Annotated in this window: 16 protein-coding genes and 1 pseudogene; 9 read left to right on the top strand and 8 right to left on the bottom strand. The window is 60.7% G+C overall.

All coding sequences use genetic code 11. From position 1 onward, the window contains the following. Positions 1 to 190, top strand: a pseudogene (locus I8N66_RS28075) (hypothetical protein); the annotation flags it as partial. 269 nt (positions 191 to 459) lie between these two features. On the opposite strand, the gene ocd reads toward I8N66_RS28075, so the two are convergent. After that, a complete protein-coding gene (gene ocd, locus I8N66_RS28070) occupies positions 460 to 1,521 on the bottom strand; it encodes an ornithine cyclodeaminase (protein WP_113538607.1) in 1,062 nt (353 codons plus the stop codon). A gap of 28 nt (positions 1,522 to 1,549) precedes the next feature. Continuing rightward, complete coding sequence (rocF, locus tag I8N66_RS28065) at positions 1,550 to 2,470, bottom strand: arginase (protein WP_291160940.1); 921 nt, start codon at positions 2,468 to 2,470, stop codon at positions 1,550 to 1,552. A 118-nt stretch (positions 2,471 to 2,588) separates the two neighbouring features. Here rocF and I8N66_RS28060 point away from each other — a divergent pair, with 118 nt between their 5' ends. Beyond that, a complete protein-coding gene (locus tag I8N66_RS28060) occupies positions 2,589 to 3,026 on the top strand; it encodes an Lrp/AsnC family transcriptional regulator (RefSeq protein ID WP_113538609.1) in 438 nt (145 codons plus the stop codon). 195 nt (positions 3,027 to 3,221) lie between these two features. Here I8N66_RS28060 and I8N66_RS28055 read toward each other — a convergent pair whose 3' ends face one another. The 4 genes from I8N66_RS28055 to I8N66_RS28040 form a co-directional block, all read right to left on the bottom strand. Then, positions 3,222 to 3,998, bottom strand: coding sequence for an amino acid ABC transporter ATP-binding protein (locus tag I8N66_RS28055; RefSeq protein ID WP_291160937.1), 777 nt, complete (start codon positions 3,996 to 3,998; stop codon positions 3,222 to 3,224). Between the two features lie 17 nt (positions 3,999 to 4,015). Then, positions 4,016 to 5,173, bottom strand: a complete 1,158-nt coding sequence (locus tag I8N66_RS28050) for an amino acid ABC transporter permease (RefSeq protein WP_113537664.1) — start codon at positions 5,171 to 5,173, stop codon at positions 4,016 to 4,018. A 4-nt stretch (positions 5,174 to 5,177) separates the two neighbouring features. Beyond that, positions 5,178 to 6,371: an amino acid ABC transporter permease gene (locus tag I8N66_RS28045; protein WP_291160934.1), complete on the bottom strand. Its 1,194-nt coding sequence runs from the start codon at positions 6,369 to 6,371 to the stop codon at positions 5,178 to 5,180. A gap of 93 nt (positions 6,372 to 6,464) precedes the next feature. After that, positions 6,465 to 7,490: an amino acid ABC transporter substrate-binding protein gene (locus tag I8N66_RS28040; RefSeq protein WP_113537662.1), complete on the bottom strand. Its 1,026-nt coding sequence runs from the start codon at positions 7,488 to 7,490 to the stop codon at positions 6,465 to 6,467. A 340-nt stretch (positions 7,491 to 7,830) separates the two neighbouring features. Between I8N66_RS28040 and I8N66_RS28035 the strand changes: the two genes are divergently transcribed. Continuing rightward, positions 7,831 to 9,021: a cystathionine beta-lyase gene (locus I8N66_RS28035; RefSeq protein WP_291160930.1), complete on the top strand. Its 1,191-nt coding sequence runs from the start codon at positions 7,831 to 7,833 to the stop codon at positions 9,019 to 9,021. 77 nt (positions 9,022 to 9,098) lie between these two features. On the opposite strand, the gene I8N66_RS28030 is transcribed toward I8N66_RS28035, so the two are convergent. Both I8N66_RS28030 and I8N66_RS28025 read right to left on the bottom strand, forming a co-directional pair. Next, complete coding sequence (locus I8N66_RS28030; RefSeq protein WP_291160927.1) at positions 9,099 to 10,262, bottom strand: FAD-dependent monooxygenase; 1,164 nt, start codon at positions 10,260 to 10,262, stop codon at positions 9,099 to 9,101. Between the two features lie 9 nt (positions 10,263 to 10,271). Further along, positions 10,272 to 10,517: a zinc-finger domain-containing protein gene (locus I8N66_RS28025; RefSeq protein ID WP_057255736.1), complete on the bottom strand. Its 246-nt coding sequence runs from the start codon at positions 10,515 to 10,517 to the stop codon at positions 10,272 to 10,274. 169 nt (positions 10,518 to 10,686) lie between these two features. On the opposite strand from I8N66_RS28025, the gene I8N66_RS28020 reads away from it, so the two are divergent. The 6 genes from I8N66_RS28020 to I8N66_RS27995 form a co-directional block, all read left to right on the top strand. Then, positions 10,687 to 11,472: an alpha/beta hydrolase gene (locus I8N66_RS28020; protein ID WP_291160922.1), complete on the top strand. Its 786-nt coding sequence runs from the start codon at positions 10,687 to 10,689 to the stop codon at positions 11,470 to 11,472. A gap of 146 nt (positions 11,473 to 11,618) precedes the next feature. Next, complete coding sequence (cysE, locus tag I8N66_RS28015; protein WP_113537658.1) at positions 11,619 to 12,446, top strand: serine O-acetyltransferase; 828 nt, start codon at positions 11,619 to 11,621, stop codon at positions 12,444 to 12,446. 100 nt (positions 12,447 to 12,546) lie between these two features. After that, positions 12,547 to 12,750, top strand: a complete 204-nt coding sequence (locus I8N66_RS28010) for a DUF3126 family protein (RefSeq protein WP_034796738.1) — start codon at positions 12,547 to 12,549, stop codon at positions 12,748 to 12,750. 278 nt (positions 12,751 to 13,028) lie between these two features. Beyond that, complete coding sequence (locus tag I8N66_RS28005; protein WP_291160916.1) at positions 13,029 to 13,379, top strand: phasin family protein; 351 nt, start codon at positions 13,029 to 13,031, stop codon at positions 13,377 to 13,379. Between the two features lie 231 nt (positions 13,380 to 13,610). Next, complete coding sequence (locus tag I8N66_RS28000; protein WP_291160913.1) at positions 13,611 to 18,146, top strand: AAA family ATPase; 4,536 nt, start codon at positions 13,611 to 13,613, stop codon at positions 18,144 to 18,146. A 584-nt stretch (positions 18,147 to 18,730) separates the two neighbouring features. Further along, a partial coding sequence (locus I8N66_RS27995; RefSeq protein WP_291160909.1) for a DUF938 domain-containing protein occupies positions 18,731 to 18,912 on the top strand: 182 nt, incomplete at its 3' end.

The following is an 18,912-nucleotide window of genomic DNA, read 5'->3' as shown; positions in this document are numbered from 1 at the left end:
TCTAGTTCCAGATTTCCTCGTCGAGACCGAGCTTTGTACCGGGCGGCTGGTCGATGCCTTCGGGATATCGCTGCCGATTAGGCAGCCCTATGTCATCATGACACCTGACGCCAGTCTTGCGCGGCCAGAGGTTGCGATCTTGAGAAGCTGGCTCTTGGATCAAGGTATTGCGACCGCGAAACTGGGGTAACAGTCCCGCGTGTACGTTCAGTCGGAGTGCTGTTCTCGCCGGCTTCGCTGTACGGTCTGAAGGGGGCGGTGCTTGAACCCTGACTTGAATCTCACGTTTCTGAGGATCGACCTGCTCCGCTCTGCCCCATTGGGGAGGTATGCCGCCTTCGACACCCTCATCGGCCGCGGCGTTTGTTGCGGCCCGCCTTCTCCGTGCGGTCGAGGGCCGGCGCACAGCCGCCCGTTCACCTCCTGGGCAAATGGGCGGCGGCATTTTCATCGGCAATGTCAGGCGGCGCTAAGCTTCTTTTCGCAGCGAAGCAGCATGCCGTAGAGGTCGCGCGGCTCGTCGGGGTCAGCGAGGAGATCGAGTTCTGTGAACATGCCATGTTCGGCAATCTGCGCCCGGACGTAGCGAAGGGCGGAGAAGTCCTCGATGGCGAAACCGACGCTGTCGAAGAGCGTGATCTGATCCGGGCTCTTGCGGCCGTCCGTCTCGCCGGTCATGACCTGCCAGAGTTCGATGACGGGGTGCTCGGCCGGCAGCTGCTGGATTTCGCCTTCGATGCGCGTCTGCGGCGGATATTCGACGAAGATGTCCGAGCGCAGCAGAATGTCCTTGCTAAGTTCGGTCTTGCCGGGGCAGTCGCCGCCCACCGCGTTGATGTGGACACCGGGGCCGACATGGTTGTCCGAGAGGATCGTCGCGTACTGCTTGTCGGCGGTGACCGTGGTGATGATGTCCGCGCCCTCGACCGCCTCTTCGACCGACGTGCATTCCTCAATGGTGAAGCCGAGGCCCGCGAGGTTGCGCGCGCATTTCCGGGTGGCGGAGGCGTCGATGTCGTAGAGGCGAAGCTTGTCGATGCCGAGCAGCGACTTGAAGGCGCGGGCCTGGAATTCGCTCTGTGCGCCATTGCCGATGATGGCCATGGTGCGGGCGTTCGGCCGCGCCAGGTATTTTGCAGCGACCGCCGACGTTGCGGCGGTGCGCAGCGCGGTAAGGATCGTCATTTCGGTGAGCAGCATCGGATAGCCGTTGCCGACATCCGAGAGCACACCGAAGGCCGTCACGGTCTGGCGGCCGTCGCGCGTGTTCTTCGGATGACCGTTGACATATTTGAAGCCGTAGAGCGTTCCGTCGCTGGTCGGCATCAGCTCGATGACACCTTCCTGCGAATGGGAGGCGACGCGCGGGGTCTTGTCAAAGACCGGCCAGCGACGGAAGTCCTCCTCGATGGTGGCCGCCAGGTCCGTCAGGAACCGGTCGATGCCGACCTTCAGAACCAGTTTCATCATGTGGTCGACGCTTACGAACGGAACCACGTTCAGTTTCGGATCAGTATTCATTTTTCCTCCAACCAAAGAACATTCGAAATCAGCCAGTTACAGTCGGGCGATCCATCACCCGCTTGCCCATCAGGCTGGCGACGAGATCGACGAGCAGCCGTGCGGTCTTGCCGCGCTCGTCGAGGAACGGATTGAGCTCGACGACGTCGAGGCTGGTCACCAGGCCGCTGTCATGCAGCATCTCCATGATCAGGTGCGCCTCGCGGAAGGTTGCTCCGCCCGGCACCGTGGTGCCAACGGCCGGCGCGATGTCCGGCTCGAGGAAGTCGACATCGAAGCTGACATGCAGGAGGCCGTTTGCGGCGCGGACCTGCTCGATGAAATTGCGGACGAGGACGGCCACGCCATGCTCATCGATCACGCGCATGTCGTGCACCGTGATGCCGGTGGTGCGGATGGCGGCCTTTTCTGCGGTGTCAACGCTGCGGATACCGATCATGCAGACGTTTTCTGCCGCAACGGGATGGGTGAGCGCAGGGAAATAGCCATCGAAACCGGCCTGGCCGGTATAATACGCGACCGGCGTGCCGTGCAGGTTGCCGCTGACCGTCGTTTCGAGAGTATGGAAGTCGGTATGGGCGTCCAGCCAGAGAACGAAGAGCGGCCGCCCGAGTTCGGCGGCTCGGCGTGCGAGACCCGGAACGGTGCCCGCGGAGATGGCGTGGTCGCCGCCGAGGAAGATAGGCATGCCTGCCTTGCTGTGCTCGTAGGCAGCTGCCGATAGCGCTTCGACCCAGGCGACCGTTTCGCCGAGGTGATGGACGGCCTTGTTCGGATGCGGCATCTCATCGAACGCACGTGGGCTGAGATTGCCATTGTCCCTGACCGTATGGCCCAGTTCTTCCAATGCCGTGCGAAGGCCGGCGATGCGCAGGGCGCTCGGCCCCATCTCGCAGCCAAGCTGCCCCGCTCCGATTTGCAGGGGCGCGCCGATAAGCGTGCAGTCCATAATGTACTCCCGTTTGTTTTCATGACTTTAGATGCCTTGGGTGGCGGATTGAACATTGAATTTTGGCATATCGAGATGCTACTTTGACCAGATTGATAAGAACGGAATCCAAATTGGCATGGATGCTCTAGACCAGAAGATCGTGATGTTGTTGCGCGGCAATGGGCGTCGAAGTGTTTCGGATCTCGCGCTGGAAACGGGTGCTTCGCGGGCGACCGTGCGGGCGCGTATCGAGCGGATGGAGCAGGACGGGACCATCCTCGGCTACACGGTGATGCTGCGCGCTGATGCGCTTGAAGATGTCGTTCGTGGGGTGATGATGGTTGAGATCGAGGGCCATGTGACCGATCGGGTGATCCGCACGCTCGGCGGCTTTCCTGAAATCTCGCAGATTCACACGACGAATGGCCGGTGGGATTTGCTGGTGGAACTCAGCGCATCGAGCCTGGCCAACTTCGATGCCGTGCTGCGCAAGATCCGTCTCGTGCCCGGCATTATGGGCAGCGAGACGAGCCTTCTTTTGTCCACGCCGCGGTCGACGAAGGCGAAGCTCTGACTTAACGAGCGTCGACCTAGGAGACTCGATTCGACAGGGTGTCGGTGAGGCTGGTGCGTCGCGGTTTTCCGCGATGGCGGCGGCCGGGTCGCAGCCGGACCTCGGCCGACAAATGATCGGCCGGGGTAACGATGACGTCGAGCGGGGCTTCGATATGGACCGGGCGCGGGCGCGCGAATGGCGCAACGCCTTCGGTCAGTGCAGGATCTGGCTGAGGAAGAGCCTGGTGCGCTCGTGCTGCGGATTGTCGAAGAACTCGGCCGGCGAGTTCTGCTCGACGATCTGGCCCTGGTCCATGAAGATCACACGGTTGGCAACCTGGCGGGCAAAGCCCATTTCGTGGGTCACGCACAGCATGGTCATGCCTTCCTCGGCAAGGCTCACCATGGTGTCGAGCACTTCCTTGACCATCTCCGGGTCGAGTGCCGAGGTCGGCTCATCAAACAGCAGGATCTTCGGCTTCATGCACAGCGAGCGGGCGATCGCCACGCGCTGCTGCTGACCGCCCGAGAGCTGGCCCGGATACTTGTTCGCCTGCTCCGGGATCTTGACGCGCTTCAGGAAGTGCATCGCGATTTCTTCGGCCTGCTTCTTCGGCATCTTGCGCACCCAGATCGGCGCAAGCGTGCAGTTTTCCAGGATCGTCAGGTGCGGGAACAGGTTGAAGTGCTGGAACACCATGCCGACTTCGCGACGCACTTCGTCGATCTTCTTCAGATCATTGGTGAGCTCGATGCCGTCGACGACGATCTTGCCCTTCTGGTGTTCTTCCAGCCGGTTGATGCAGCGGATCATCGTGGACTTGCCGGAGCCCGACGGGCCGGCAATGACGATGCGCTCGCCCTTCATGACCTTCAGGTTGATGTCACGAAGGACGTGGAAGTCCCCGTACCATTTGTTCATCCCGGTGATTTCGACAGCAACATCCGTCGCAGAAACAGTCATTTTGGAAGCAGTGGCTGTGTTTGCCATGCGATCCTCCCCTCATTTTATCGTTTATGGGCCGTGTCGAGCACGCGTTCCATGAAGCCTGAATAGCGCGACATACCGAAGCAGAAAAGCCAGAATATGAAGCCAGCGAAAATTAGCCCTGAGATCGGCGTGACTGCCGAGGCCCAGTTCGCATCGGTGAAGTTGAAGCGAACGATGCCGAGCAGGTCGAACATGCCGATAATCGAAACCAGCGACGTGTCCTTGAAGAGGCCGATAAAGGTATTGACGATGCCCGGGATCACGAGCTTCAGCGCCTGCGGCAGAACGATGAGGTTCATCTTCTGCCAGTAGCTGAGGCCGAGCGAGTCCGCGCCTTCATACTGCCCCTTCGGAATGGCCTGGAGCCCGCCGCGCACCACTTCGGCCATGTAGGCCGAGGCGAAGAGCGAAACGCCGATCAATGCGCGCAGGAACTTGTCGAAGGTGACGCCCTGCGGCAGGAACAGGGGCAGCATGACGCTTGCCATGAACAGGACGGTGATCAGCGGAATACCGCGCACCAGTTCGATGAAGGCGGTGCAGAGCATCTTGATCACAGGCATGTGCGATCGCCGGCCGAGCGCCAGAAGGATCCCTAGGGGTAGCGACACCGTAATCCCGACGAAGGAAAGAATCAGTGTCACCATCAGGCCGCCCCAAAGCGGGGTCTCGACGTAGGTCAGGCCAAACCACCCGCCTGGAAGCAGGATCAGGGCGATCAACGGCAACACCGCGAACAAGAGCACGGCATTGATGCTTTTGTAAGGTACCTTCGGCATCGCCATCGGCACGAGGAAAAGCACGAAGAGGATGCCGACCAAAGTTGGCCGCCAACGCTCATCGAGCGGGTAGCGTCCATAGACGAACTGATCGATCTTCGCGTTTACGAAGGCCCAGCAAGCACCGCTCCAGCCTTCCGGCTGCGTGCCGCCCTGCGCAACCGTCGCGCAGACGCCGCGGCCACCACCGGTCCAGGCGGCGTCGAGAAAGAGCCACTGGATTGCCGGCGGCAGGAACCAAGCAAGCGCAAGCGCGCTGATGATGGTGAGCACCGCATCCTTCGGCGTTGCGAAAAGGTTTTCGCGCAGCCAGTGGACGACGCCGCCTTCCGCTGCCGGCGGTGAGGACGCCTCGATCATCGAGCCGCGGACGAAAGTTCCCTGGTGTGTGTTCATGATCTTATCTCTCCACCAGGGCCATGCGGGCATTGAACCAGTTCATGAACAGCGACGTCGTGAGGCTCAGCGACAAGTAGACGATGATCCAGATTGTGACGACTTCGATCGACTGACCGGTCTGGTTGAGGATCGTGCCGCCGACGGCCACCAGATCCGCATAGCCGATAGCGACAGCGAGCGACGAGTTCTTGGTCAGGTTGAGATACTGGCTGGTGAGCGGCGGAATGATGATCCGTAGCGCCTGCGGAATGACCACGAGACGGGTGGTGAGTCCCGGACGGACGCCGAGCGCATGGGCCGCCTCTGTCTGCCCCTTGGACACGCCGCGAATGCCGGCGCGTACGATTTCGGCGATGAAGGCTGCGCTGTAGAACGAGAGCGCCAGGAACAGTGACAGGAATTCCGGGCCGATCACCGAGCCGCCCGTGAGGTTGAACTTTCCGGCAACGGGAATGTCGAAGGTGATCGGCGATCCGGTCGCAAGGAACGTCAACAGCGGCAGGCCGATGACGAGCCCAAGCACGGTCCACAGCAGCGGGAAGCGCTGCCCGGTGGCGTCCTGCTGCTTGTGCGCGTAGCGTGCCACGGCAAAGCTTATGACGATCGCGACGACGAATGCGAACAGCGTGAACTGCCAGCCGTCACCGAGAATCGGTTTGGGGAAGGCGAGCCCGCGGTTGTTGAGGAACATGTTGAACGGCAGCACCGCCGATTCACGCGGTTGCGGCAGGATCGCCAGAACGCCGCTGTACCAGAAGAAGATGACCAGCAGCGGCGGGATGTTGCGGAACACTTCGACATAGGCGAGCGACAGCTTGGCGATCAGCCAATTGTGCGACAGACGGCCGATACCGACCGCAAAGCCGATCACGGTTGCGGTGAAAATGCCGCAAACCGCGACGAGCAGTGTGTTGAGCAAACCGACGAGCAGCGCACGCTGGTATGTGGAATCGCTGGTATATGCGATCAGAGACTGTCCGACGTCGAAGCCGGCGCGTCCCCTTAGGAAGTCGTAGCCGGAAGCAATATTCGCCCGCTTGAGGTTTTCCATCGTGTTGTCGGCAACCCAGTAGACGAAGGCTGCGAGAACGACGAGGGTGATAACCTGATAAAAGATGCCGCGGACCTGTGGATCGTTGATGATCGACCCCGACGGTTTGCTTTTCTCAGGCGTAGTTGTGACGCCAATCGCCATGCAATGCCTCTTTCCCCTTTTCACCCTTTTGGGTGTTTTTATAGTTGGGAAGGGGAAGCGGTGGCCCGCTTCCCCCAGTCGTGTCAGATCGTCTTAGCGGACCGGCGGGGCATACTGGATGCCGCCCTTGTTCCACAGCGCGTTGAGGCCGCGCTCGATCTTGAGCGGGCTGCCGGCGCCGATGTTGCGATCGAAGACTTCGCCGTAATTGCCGACGGCCTTGATGATGTTCACGGCCCATTCGTTGGTGAGGCCGAGGTCGGTGCCGATCTTGCTGTCAGCTTCGACGCCGAGGAAGCGCTGAACGTCCGGGTTGGTGGACTTCTTCATTTCCTCGACATTTGCCTGGGTGATGCCGAATTCTTCGGCCTGGATCAGCGCGTAGTGCACCCAGCTGACGATATCGAACCACTGGTCGTCACCCTGGCGAACGGCCGGACCAAGCGGCTCCTTCGAGATGATTTCCGGCAGGATCATGTGATCGTCGGGCTTCGACAGCGTCAGGCGCAGCGAATAGAGGCCCGACTGGTCGGTGGTGTAGACGTCGCAACGACCGGCGTCATAGGCGGCGTTCACTTCTTCGAGCTTTTCGAAGACCACCGGATTGTACTGCAGGTTGTTGGCCTTGAAGTAGTCGGCAAGGTTGAGTTCGGTGGTGGTGCCGGTCTGCACGCAGACGGCCGCGCCCGAAAGCTCGAGGGCCGACTTGACGTTCAGGCTCTTGCGAACCATGAAGCCCTGGCCGTCATAATAGTTGACCGGGCGGAAGTTGAAGCCGAGCGCGGTGTCGCGGTTGATCGTCCAGGTGGTGTTACGGGCCAGAACATCGACCTCACCGGACTGCAGTGCCGGGAAGCGTTCCTTGGCCGAAGTGGGCGTGTACTTTACCTTGCTGCCATCCGCGAAGATCGCGGCGGCGATTGCCTTGCAGTAGTCAACATCGAAACCGCTCCAGTTGCCCGAAGCATCCGGTGCCGCGAAGCCGGCAAGGCCGGTATTCACGCCGCACTGGACAAAGCCCTTGGCCTTTACGTCATCAAGGGTAGCGCCCGAAGCCGCCTGTGTGCCAATCCCCAAGACAGCAGCGCCAACGAGAGCTGTCAGAATTCTTCTTGCCATTTTTAGAACCTTTTTCTGTTGTCGTTAGTTCCCGTCTGCACCGGCGCCTCTCCTGGCGCGTGCAGTCTCCGCCACCCTCCTGGCGCGAGTACAGACTATCTCATGCTCAAATTCCATGAGGGTCAAGAGAGGCCGCCGATTTTCTGGTTTTGCATGTGAAAAACCCGAAACAAGCCAGAAAGTTAGGCAGATTTGGGGGGTAACGGGCACACTCTGGGCGAAAAATCACCAGAAGCGGCTCGGCGGCGGCCAAAATCGCACTCCTTGATTTTTGCCACTTGACCGCGGTTGTAGCTCATTCGAAGAGTTCTTCTTTCGAAAATCAGAAGCGGAACCTGCAATGGCAGACAGCGGCAGTGTGAATGGCAAAACGGGGATCAACACCCGTCTCGCTCATAGCGGCAACAATCCCTCCGATTACTTCGGCTTCGTCAATCCGCCGGTGGTGCGTGCATCCACCGTGCTGTTTCCCGACGCGAAGACGATGGAGACGCGTGCGCAGAAATATACCTACGGGACGCGCGGAACGCCGACCACGGATGCGCTCTGCGATGCGATCAACGAGCTCGAAGGTTCTGCCGGCACGATCCTTGTCCCCTCGGGTCTGGCTGCGGTGACGGTGCCGTTCCTTGCCTATCTTTCGGCAGGTGATCACGCGCTGATCGTCGATTCAGTGTATTTTCCGACGCGCCACTTCTGTGACACGATGCTGAAGCGCCTTGGCGTCACCGTCGAATACTACGATCCGATGATCGGTGCCGGGATCGAAAACCTCATCCGTCCGAATACGCGCCTGGTGCACACCGAAGCTCCGGGATCGAACACTTTTGAAATGCAGGATATTCGCGCCATTGCGAATGCTGCGCATCGCCATGGCTGCGTCGTCACCATGGACAATACCTGGGCGACGCCGGTTTACTTCAAGCCGCTCGACCATGGTGTCGACGTATCGATCCATGCGGCCACCAAGTATCCATCCGGTCATTCGGACGTCCTCTTCGGCACCGTGTCGGCGAATGCCGCCCATTGGCCGGAATTGACGGAGGCAATGGTGACGCTTGGCGTCTGTGTCTCTCCCGATGACAGCTACCAGATCCTGCGTGGTCTCAGAACCATGGGCATCCGTCTGGAACGCCATCAGGAAAGCGCCCTCACGTTGGCGCGGTGGCTCGAAACGCGGGGCGAAGTGGCGCGTGTTCTGCATCCGGCGCTGCCGAGTTTCCCGGGCCACGAACTCTGGAAGCGCGACTTTACCGGCGCAAGCGGCATCTTCTCCTTCGTCCTGAAAGCGGAAACCCCTGATCGGTTCAGGATCAAGGCGCATGCCTTCCTGGACGCGCTGAAGCTGTTCGGTCTCGGCTACTCCTGGGGCGGCTTCGAGAGCCTTGCGCTCCAAGTCGGTCTTTCGGACCGCAAGGTTGCCCTGGCGCCGACCGAGGGGCCAGTCATCCGCTTGCAGATCGGCCTTGAGGACGTGCCGGATATCCGTCGCGACATCGAAGCGGGATTGGCGGCGGCTAACGCCGTTTGACGGATGGAGGCGCCGCGATCATTCGCGGCGCCTCGCCTCCATTGATCATTGATATCCAGACATTTTCGCGCCCGCGCTCAGCGCTGTGCGCCGTAGCCGTAGAGCCAGTCGAGGTCGGCCGCGAGCGCGTCCGGTCCCTTGAGTTTCAGGACGATGTCGCGGCCGAGGCGCAGCGGCCCCCGGACGTGGTAAGCGAAGTGATTGAATGCTGCACGGCGGCGGACCCGGGCGATGCGCGGTCGGCGCGTCGCTTCGAATGCTGCCAGCGCCTTCGGGACATCGGCGCCGGTCGCCAGGCAATCCGAAAGTTCGAAGGCATCCTCGATCGCCATCGCTGCACCCTGCGCCGCAAATGGCGTCATCGCATGGGCCGCATCGCCAATCAGCACCGTCTTTCGCCCGTCCTGCCAGGCTCCGTCATCCACCGTGCACAAGGGCCAATAGGTGGGCGCTTCAGCCTTTTCGAGCAGCGAGCGGATGCCGGCGTTCCAGCCGGAGAAAGCGTTCAGGTAATCCTGACGGCGCTTGTCTGAATCCTTGCCGGCCCAGACTCCGTCGGTCTCCTTGCCCTCGATGATCGCGACGAGATTGAAACCGTGAAATTCCCTCAACGGGTAGGCGACGAGATGGGCGCGAGCGCCTAGGAATGCCGTCACCTGGTTCGGCTTGAGAAGGCCGGCGGCCGTGTCGCGAGCGACCGTCATGCGCCAGGCGACATTGCCTGAAAACCGTACGCGGCCGGCCCCGGGAACGTTGTTGCGCAATCGTGACCAGATCCCGTCGGCACCGATCATGACCTCCGGGCGGCGCCCCATCAGCTTTATGATCGTCTGCTCATCAGGATTGTCGATATGGCATCCGAGCTGCAAGCGGCAGCGAGGCTCTGCCTCGACGGCGGAAAGCAGGACTTTCTGCAGGCTCGCGCGGTGCATGACGGCGTAGGGTGCCTGCCAGCGACGCCGCGCAAACGCGCCAGCCGATACGCTGGCGAGGGGACTTAGCGATACGCCGTCGACCAGGCCGATGCGTTCGGGCTCGCTCCAGTAGAATTCGAGCGCCGGGAGGAGGCCGAGCTTGATGAGGATGCGTGAGGCATTCGGCGACAATTGCAGACCGGCGCCGACCTCGGTCAGCGCTGTTGCCCGCTCGATAATGTCGACTTCAAAGCCTCGACGGGCGAGGCACAAGGCGGCCGCGAGCCCACCGATACCGGCACCGACGATCGCGACGGGGCGCGACATCGTGGCCTATCAGGCGGCTTTGTGGGCGAAGAGGCAGCCGGGCGGGTTGGTTTCCGTCGCCTTCAGCTTCGGATTGTAGCGGTAGAGCGTGGAGCAGTAGGAGCAGACCTTCTCGTTGTCGTCGCCCATATCGATGAAGATATGCGGGTGATCGTACGGAATGGACGCGCCGGTGCACATGAATTCCTTGACGCCGATTTCGATTGCCTGATGTCCGCCGTCGTTCTGGAAGTGCGGGATGCTGTGGCCGGCCATGTCATGCTCCGATGAATGCTAGTCTCTAAAGTTGGCGCACCATAGTGAGCTTTGCTGCAAAAGTGTAGCGGCAAACACGCCGCAGCTGTGGTTTTTGCCGGGGCGGGGTTTCACTCGTCCTGGCGACGAACTAGGTTGCGCCGGATCGATACCCCCTAGGATGATAAAGATGGATCTCACCCCGCCGCCGTTTTCCCATTTTTCCCATGAAGGCCTGGAGATCGCCTTTTTCGACGAGGGCGATCCAGCCGGCGCGCCCATCCTTCTCATCCACGGGTTTGCCTCGAGCGCCAACGTCAACTGGGTTTTTCCGGGCTGGCTGAAGACGCTCGGTGACGCCGGCTATCGTGTGATTGCGCTCGACAACCGCGGCCACGGCAAGAGCAGCAAGCCCTACGATCCAGCACTTTATCACCCGCAGCAGATGGCCGGCGACGCCGTAGCGCTGCTCGGGCATCTCGGCATCGCCGAGGCGCATGTGATGGGCTACTCGATGGGTGCGCGCATCTCTGCCTTCCTGGCGCTCGCACACCCCCACCGCGTGCGCTCGCTGGTCTTTGGCGGCCTGGGCATCGGCATGGTGACGGGGGTAGGGGATTGGGACCCGATCGCCGACGCCTTGGCGGCGCCGTCTCTTGATGTGGTAACCCACGCGCGCGGCCGCATGTTCCGCGCCTTCGCCGACCAGACCAAAAGCGACAGGCAGGCGCTCGCAGCCTGTATCTCGACATCCCGCGATCTATTGACCGCCGAGGACATGGCACGCATCGACGTGCCGACCCTCATCGGTGTCGGGACCAAGGACGACATTGCCGGCTCGCCGCAGGAACTGGCGGAGTTGATGCCGAACGCGCGTGCGCTTGATATTCCGGGGCGGGACCATATGCTCGCCGTGGGTGATCGCGTTTTCAAGAAGGCCGTTCTCGAGTTCCTCGAGGAAGCAGGGCGCGCCTAGACCATCGAGTGTGACGAACGCGGGGAGCACCCGACGCTTGCCCGCTTCTGAGTTGCTCGACCGAGGGTGGAACTGAGGGCGGGCCATTTAAGTCATGCCGGATTTCCCCTATAGTAACTGTAGGACGGACAGGAAGGAGAGCGACGATGGTCGCCAAGACCGAACTTCGCCAGACGGAAGCGCTGAAGGTGATGGACCCGATCTGGAACAGCCTGCGTGAGGAAGCCCGTGTGGCGGCCGAGCAGGACCCGATGCTGGCGGCCTTCCTGTATTCGACGGTGGTCAACCAGCATTCGCTCGAAGAAAGCGTGATCTATCGCATCTGCGAAAGGCTCGATCATCCCGATCTTCAGGCCAACCTGTTGCGGCAGACTTTCTCGGAGATGCTTGAGGATTGGCCGGAATGGGGCACCATTCTGCGCGTCGACATCCAGGCCGTCTATGACCGCGATCCCGCCTGCACCCGCTTCATCGAGCCGGTGCTCTATTTCAAGGGTTTCCATGCCATCCAGACGCATCGTCTGGCCCATTGGCTGTTGAAGCGCGGCCGCCGGGACTTTGCGTTCTATCTGCAGAGCCGCGCATCGAGCGTCTTCCAGACCGATATCAACCCGGCCGCCCGTATCGGGCGCGGCATCTTCCTTGATCACGCTACCGGCCTGGTCGTCGGCGAGACGGCTGTGATCGGTGACAATGTCTCCATCCTGCACGGCGTGACGCTCGGCGGCACGGGCAAGGAAGGCAGCGACCGCCACCCGAAGATCGCCGACGGCGTCCTGATCGGTGCCGGCGCCAAGATCCTCGGCAATATCCACATCGGCCACTGCTCGCGCATCGCTGCCGGCTCGGTCGTGTTGAAGCCGGTGCCGCCTAAGTCGACGGTGGCAGGCGTGCCGGCCAAGGTGGTGGGCGAGGCCGGCTGCTCCGAGCCGTCGCGTCAGATGGACCAGATCCTGAGCAGCTTCGATATCTGAACATAGGGGAACCGGTGCGTAAGCCTCTTTCGAGGGGTTTACACCCGGCGATGCAGCGTGCGAGAAGCGCCGCACAGATAAATGGCTACGGAGACGTATTTTGAAGCCCGAAGAAATCCGCAAGCTTGAAGCCTATTTCAAGCGCACCTTCAATCAGCAGATGGTCGTCAAGGCTCGCCCGAAGAAGGACGAGTCCGCTGAAGTCTATCTCGGTGACGAGTTCCTCGGTGTTGTTTTCCGCGACGAGGAAGACGGTGAGCTTTCCTACAACTTCTCCATGGCGATCCTCGACATCGACCTCTAAGTCCTGTCGACGGACGACAAAGTAGCGAGCCCCGAAAATCCCAGCGATTTTCGGGGCTTATTGTTTTCGGCGAAGCGTTGCTTTCGTGTTGGGCAATTGCTCGCAGATTTCATCTTGCCTGATCAGCAGGGAACGACAGAAATTTTGCGCTTCCCGGCGTTTTTTCATCAAGTTGTTGCATCCGTTGTATTTTATTGCGTCGCACACTCGTCTTGACTTTTTGTGCAGTGCACATAAACTGAAGCCTCCAGATCAGGCCGTCACTAAGGAGACACCGGATGTTCAACTTCGATGATGCAAACAAGAAGAGCAAAGAAGCCATTGACGTGGCTGTAAAGAGCTATTCCGCTTGGACCAAGGGTCTCCAGGCAATCGCGACTGAAGCTGCTGATTTTTCCAAGAAGTCCTTCGAAGACAGCGTTGCGCACGTCGAGAAGCTCTCGGGCATCAAGAGTGTCGAAGCTGCATTCGAGCTGCAGACCAACTACATCAAGTCGAGCTACGAAGGCTTTGTAGCCGAGGCTACGAAGATCGGCGAAATGTACGCTGATCTCGCCAAGGATGCCTACAAGCCCTACGAAGCGCCGGTTGCCAAGGCAACGGCAGCATTCAAGGCCGCCGCGACCTGATCGCCAAGCACAGAGTTCGTCTATCGAGGGTCGGTCGCAACCGCGACCGGCCCTTATTATTGCTATGGCGACGGCGTGGATGTCGCCGCAAGACTCCAGGACTGATCCGGGAGGCGTGGTCCTGAGGCTTTGTTTGGACACTCTCCCCACACAGCCGTAAAATGTGACAAGATATTTGGCGGAGAGCAGGCATCGGCCATGGACCTTCGGCGAAGATTAGCAGCCATCGTAGTGGCCGACGTGGCTGGTTATAGTCGGCTGACCGGCCAGGATGAAGAGCTTACCATTGCCACCTTGAAGGCTTATCGTGAGATCATTGATGGCCTGATCGCATGTCATGAAGGCCGCATCTTCGGGAGCGCTGGCGACAGTGTTCTCGCGGAGTTTGCGAGCCCCGTCGAGGCAGTGCGCTGCGCCACCGAAATCCAACTTGAGATCGACAGCCGGAACACCAACTTGCCCGAGCCAAGCCGTATGCGATTTCGCATTGGCATCAACCTCGGTGACGTGGTGGCGGACGGCGACAATCTTCTGGGCGACGGAGTAAACGTCGCTGCCCGCTTGGAGGCGCTTGCGCCGGCCGGCGGGGTATGCGTCTCCGAGACGATCCATGTCCAGGTTCGTGATCGGCTCGCCCTGGATTTTGTGGACTTTGGTGAGCACAAGGTGAAGAACATCGCTCGGCCGGTGCGTGCTTATCGTGTGCCTCTTGTGTCGGAGGAGCGTATCAAGTCACCATTCCGTGGTCTTGACGCCTTTGAGTTCGAACACGCCGATCTCTTTTTCGGCCGTACACACGCAATCGGCCTCTGCATCGACCGGCTGGAACAGCTAGCGGCGAACGGCAAGTCTTTCTTGCTGATCTATGGAATGAGCGGCTCAGGCAAATCCTCTCTCCTGCGTGCCGGGCTACTCCCTAGGATCACACGACCTGGCACGGTGGCGGGCATCACCTTGTGGCGGCGTTGCCTGTTCCGGCCGTCAGAAGGAACCGACGCGACCGCGTCATTGGCCGCTGCATTGCTTCGTGAAGATGCGTTGCCGGAACTGGCACAAGAGACAACCGTGACGGATTTGACGCAGTACCTTCGTAGCGCACCCGACCGCGCCCTTGGGATGATCCGCGCCGCACTCGCCAAAGCTGCTACGCCTGCGCACCCCACTGCGCAGGCGCGGTTGGTGGTCGCTTTAGATCAAATGGAGGAGTTGTTCACGACAGAGGCGGAGCCGATGTCCCAGGCGGAACTGGTGAGAGCGCTCGCGACGTTTGCAGGAAGCGGGTTCGTTTGGGTGATTGGCACGATCCGTTCTGATTTTTTTCACCGATGCAGCGAGGTTCCCGGCTTCTGGACGCTGAAAGATGGGCTCAGCAGCTATGAACTGTTGCCCCCGACTGGCCCGGAAATCGCTCAGATCATCCGCGAGCCGGCACGCGCAGCCGGTTTGCGTTTTGAGGAGGCCGCAGATCAGGGGCGGCTAGAGGACGTGCTGCAGGAGGCAGCGGTTGCAGATGCCAGATCATTGCCCCTTCTTGAATTCATGCTGGAAGCGCTCTTCCAGGCAGGCCGAGAGCGCCGTCTGCTCACATTCGCGGCGTATAGAGCGTTTGGCGGCCTTGAAGGCGCGATTGCACGTCGCGCCGACGAGGTAGTCGGGTCGCTTCCCCCTGACGTACAGGATGCCTTGCCCGCCGTGCTCACCGCTCTGACTACAGTACGCCTCGGCGAAGAGGCGATCACGGCGCGTCCTGCCCCGCTCTCGCAATGGAGCGGCCGGCCGGCGCAAATCGTTCTCGTCAACGCTATGATGGCCGCCCGGCTCCTGGTCAGCGACGAAAATCCTGCGGGCGATGCAGTTGTGCGCGTAACACATGAAGCGCTTCTCACTCGCTGGCCGCGGGCGCGGGACATTGCGCATGCGAACCGGAATTTTCTCGAGACACGTGCGCGCGTGCAGGCGGATGCTCGCCTATGGCTTTTTGACAACAAGAACCCAGACCTTCTGCTGCCCCCCGGCAAGCGGTTAGCAGAGGGCGAAGAACTTCTGTCGAGACGTGACGAGGTCGAAGACGAGATCGTCGCCTACGTCGAAGCCTCGTTGCAGATGCACCAGACCAGGCTGGAAAAAGAGCGCCAAGTTGAGCGCATGCGCATAGAGGCGGAAGAGGACACGAAGCGAGAGCGATTGGAAAGTGAGGCTGAACGTCGAAGCTTGGCGGCCGAGGCCGCGATACGCCTCGCGCGGCGTACGCGTTACGCAGCCATCATTGCGCTAAGTTTGGGCCTCATCGCCGGTGCTGGTGCGATCGCCGGATTCCATGGGCAACACGAGGCGAGACGACAGGCTATGGTGGCTCAAGTCAATGCAGACCAAGCCCGTGCAGCTGAGCGGAAGGCCATTGAGGCGCGCAACCAGGCGCTCCGCAATCAATCCCTTTCCCTCTCGTTTCTTTCTCAGCAGACCGCTGCGACCGGCGACACCGAAGCCGCCATTCTGCTGGCGCTGGAGGCGTTACCGAAGGACGCTGCTGCCCCGGAACGGCCCTATGTGAAAGAAGCGGAATTTGCCCTTTACCAGGCGCTGTTCCAGCACCAGCAGACCATGATCTTCCGCCATGATGCTGGCGTGACATATGCCGCTTTCAATGCAGGCGGAGACCGTATCGTCACGTCGTCTTACGACCGGACCGCGCGCATCTGGAACGTTGTAAACGGGACGGAAATTGCGGTCTTGAGAGGCCACGAGGACGCGGTCGAAAGCACTTCCTTCAATCCGGACGGCAGTCTTGTCGTGACGGCCAGCCGCGACGGCACGGCGCGAGTCTGGGACGTCGCGGCGGGTAAGCAGATCTTCGTCCTTCCCCAGCCTGGCCACGTTCACACCGCGATGTTCAGCCCTGCCGGCACGCGGGTGCTCACCGGATCGGATCAAGGAGCTTTGACTATCTGGGATACACAGACGGGGGGAAGAACTGAAATCGCTGAGAGCTTCGGGACAACGTCAGCTGCGTTCAGCCCTGATGGTCTGAGTGTCGCGGCCGGCAACGGACATGAACGTTCTGTTCGCATCTGGAGCGTTGAGAGCCGTCAGTTAATCAGGAGACTGGACAACCAGTTTTGGCCCGATGAAGTCGTATTCAGTCCCGATGGCAGCAAGATCCTGGCAGCCTCATGGGGCACAATAACATGGACCATGACGTCCCGCCTTTGGGATGTGCCGAGCGGAACCCTGATTGCGTCACTTCTCGGTCACACGAGCGATATCCAGGGTGGCACCTTCAGCCATGACGGCCGCTATATTGCGACGGTATCCCTCGACGGCACGGCGCGCTTATGGGATGGCATGTCCGGCAATATGCGTCGCGCGCTGGGGCAGGAAACCGGTGGGCTTAAGCTGTCTGCTTTCCAAGCCGCGGATGGCGACCAGAAGATGAATTGCGCATTCAGCCCTGACGACCGGCTCCTCGCCACCGCTTCAAAGGAGAATGCGGTCCGCATATGGGATGTTGAGAGCGGCACTGAATTTGCGACTATCAGAGGACATCGTGGGCCGGTCGCGCACGTGGCTTTCCGTCCCGACGGTAGTGGTCTCCTTACCGCCTCGTTCGACGGCACGGCCCGACTGTGGGACATCGATGGCGTCCTGGCAACTACCTTAAGACACCAACACCGACCGACATTTGCTGTATTCAGCCCGGATGGAAAGCGCGTCATGACGGGGGATACCATCGCTCGCATCTGGGATGTCGCGAGCGGCCGCGAGCTCACGAGACTTGAAACCGATGGCGAGGCGGTCGAGTACGGAACCTTCAGCCCGGATGGCCGCGTCGTTGCGACCGCTTCTTCGTACGGCCGTATTACGCTTTGGGACGCGGAGAGCGGGCGCGCGGCACGTCGTTTGGCCGATAACGGCACGGCTGTCGTCTATATTCAGTTCAGCCCTCGCGGCGACCTGCTGGCATCGGCGTCCGCGGATGGAACGGCGCGGCTCTGGAACACGTCGACAGGTGCCGAAGTGGCCGTTCTGACGGCAAGCGGGAACTTGCGGAAGGTTCTGTTCAGCCCCGATGGCAAGCTTGTGATCACAGCGTTGACAGACAACACGGCGCGGCTGTGGAGGACGGACGGAACCGAGTTGGAAATTCTGGCCGGGCATCAGAAGCGAATCTCGGCGGCCGCCTTCAGTCCCGACGGTGGTCTGGCTGCGACCAGCTCGCTGGATGGGACCGCCCGGGTCTGGTCCACCACGGACGGCAGCGTCGTCGCCACGTTGAGAGGCCATGGCGATGGGTTGACAGATATCGCATTCAGTCAGGATGGCCGATCGATCGTGACCGCTTCGCGCGATGGTACGGCCCGCATTTGGAATGTTCCCGATGGAGCGGAGCGGCATATCCTCAAAGGGCACGATGGTGGGCTGAACTACGCCGCATTCAGCCGGAATGGCTCATTCGTTGCAACGGCTTCTTTTGAAGACCACACGGTGAGACTGTGGGACGTGGATTCGGGCCGTCAGGTGATGCTCCTTGCCAATCAGCCGGATGCAACGGACGCGGAACCAAGTGCAATGCGGCCAGCCTTTAACTCTGATGGAACCGAGATCGCAGTCGCTTCCGCATACCGAAAGATACAGATCATTCGGGTTTTTCCGTCAACTGGGGACCTGATCGCTTTTGCCCATAGCATCGTAGTGCGCGACCTGACGCCCTGCGAGCGAAAGCGCTTCTTCTTGCCGGTTGACGGCCAGCGGGCAGAATGCCGGAGCTAGGGGAACGTCTCGGATGATTGATGTGACACCTGCGAATGGCGCTTCGGCCGGAATGGCAGAGCGGACATCCTCGCCGCATATCCCAGTTTCCGCTTTTGGCGCATAGTTGCCATGCTCATCAAGGCTGCTGGTCTCTACACTGAATCCAGGACGTGCTGCGCAGATGCAAGAGGAACACCGCTACTGCTTAGCGATATGAGGTGGGTTTCAGGTTCGATTCCTATCAAGGCGAGGGATTTGGAGGTATCCGGACTGGGCGCATGTTGCCGACTTCCGTCGTCTCAGTCGGGTGGAGAGTTCGAGTGAATGCCCTTAGTCTGAACGCCCAGGAAGCGTCAGGATAATTGGCCAGTGCGATCCGAGCGTCTTAATTGGGGCCGAAAGGCGTCGGTCGGCTTTCGTGCTGCGAGTTTTAAAAGCAGACCTTGAGCCTGGCGGGGCGTGGTCTGACGCGAAGTGGACGTTAGGTTGCCCTCGGCCGAACGCATACTTTCCAGCGCGCCCTTCGGAGTCCGAAATCCTTGGTTTCGGTCCCATCACTTCACCTATAAGGTGAGGGACATCGCTTAGAGGAATCGAGACCCATGCCCACGGAAAGGGATGACCGGCCGCCTGTTGCGCTGGAACAGCGCGAGGTAAGTGCCGACCACCGCATGTTCTCGCCTTCCGTAGCGCGAAATTCGGCGCCGATCCTCGCGGTCCTAAAACGTGTCCTTCCAACACATGGGGCCGTGCTGGAGATTGGTTGCGGGACCGGCGAGCACGC

The organism is Ensifer sp. SSB1, from assembly GCF_016652895.1.
Lineage (GTDB): Bacteria > Pseudomonadota > Alphaproteobacteria > Rhizobiales > Rhizobiaceae > Ensifer.
The sequence above is the reverse complement of the archived record's forward strand: the minus strand, read 5'-3'. Positions and strand labels throughout refer to the sequence as shown.